A 379-nucleotide genomic window follows, 5' to 3' on the forward strand; every position below is an offset into this window, starting at 1 on the left:
TGTGTGATTTTTCGCAAAAAAATCAACATCCGCCTGAAGCGACTTACTCTCTCGCCACAACAATTGCCTACACTACTCTTCCCACTCACCTGCACGACAATTACCCGCAAAGACCCAATTCCACACATACACTCGCTAATTATCGCGGCTTTACCCTAAATGTGCAGATTTCTATAGAGATGCTTGATAAAATGTCAGAAGCAGAGTTTAGGAATTGGGTGTCTGAGCCTAAAAAAAAAGCTGGTTTTAAACGTTAAAAGAGGGGAAGAGAGTTTTAAACACAAGAAAGCAGGGGGTGTTTTTTGGGAGAACGTGGAAAGGATTATAGCGAGGGGGAATTCAGGGGGATTTCTCAAAGCACGGATGTGGTGAGGAGAGC

At 43.8% G+C, this 379-nt stretch carries 1 pseudogene; it reads left to right on the forward strand.

The annotated features are described in order from the left end of the window. Positions 1 to 257: pseudogene (locus J7R13_RS09440) on the forward strand (hypothetical protein); the annotation flags it as partial. Between the last annotated feature and the right edge of the window lie 122 nt (positions 258 to 379).

It is taken from the genome of Bartonella taylorii 8TBB (genome assembly GCF_902825155.1).
GTDB classification, from domain to species: domain Bacteria; phylum Pseudomonadota; class Alphaproteobacteria; order Rhizobiales; family Rhizobiaceae; genus Bartonella; species Bartonella taylorii_A.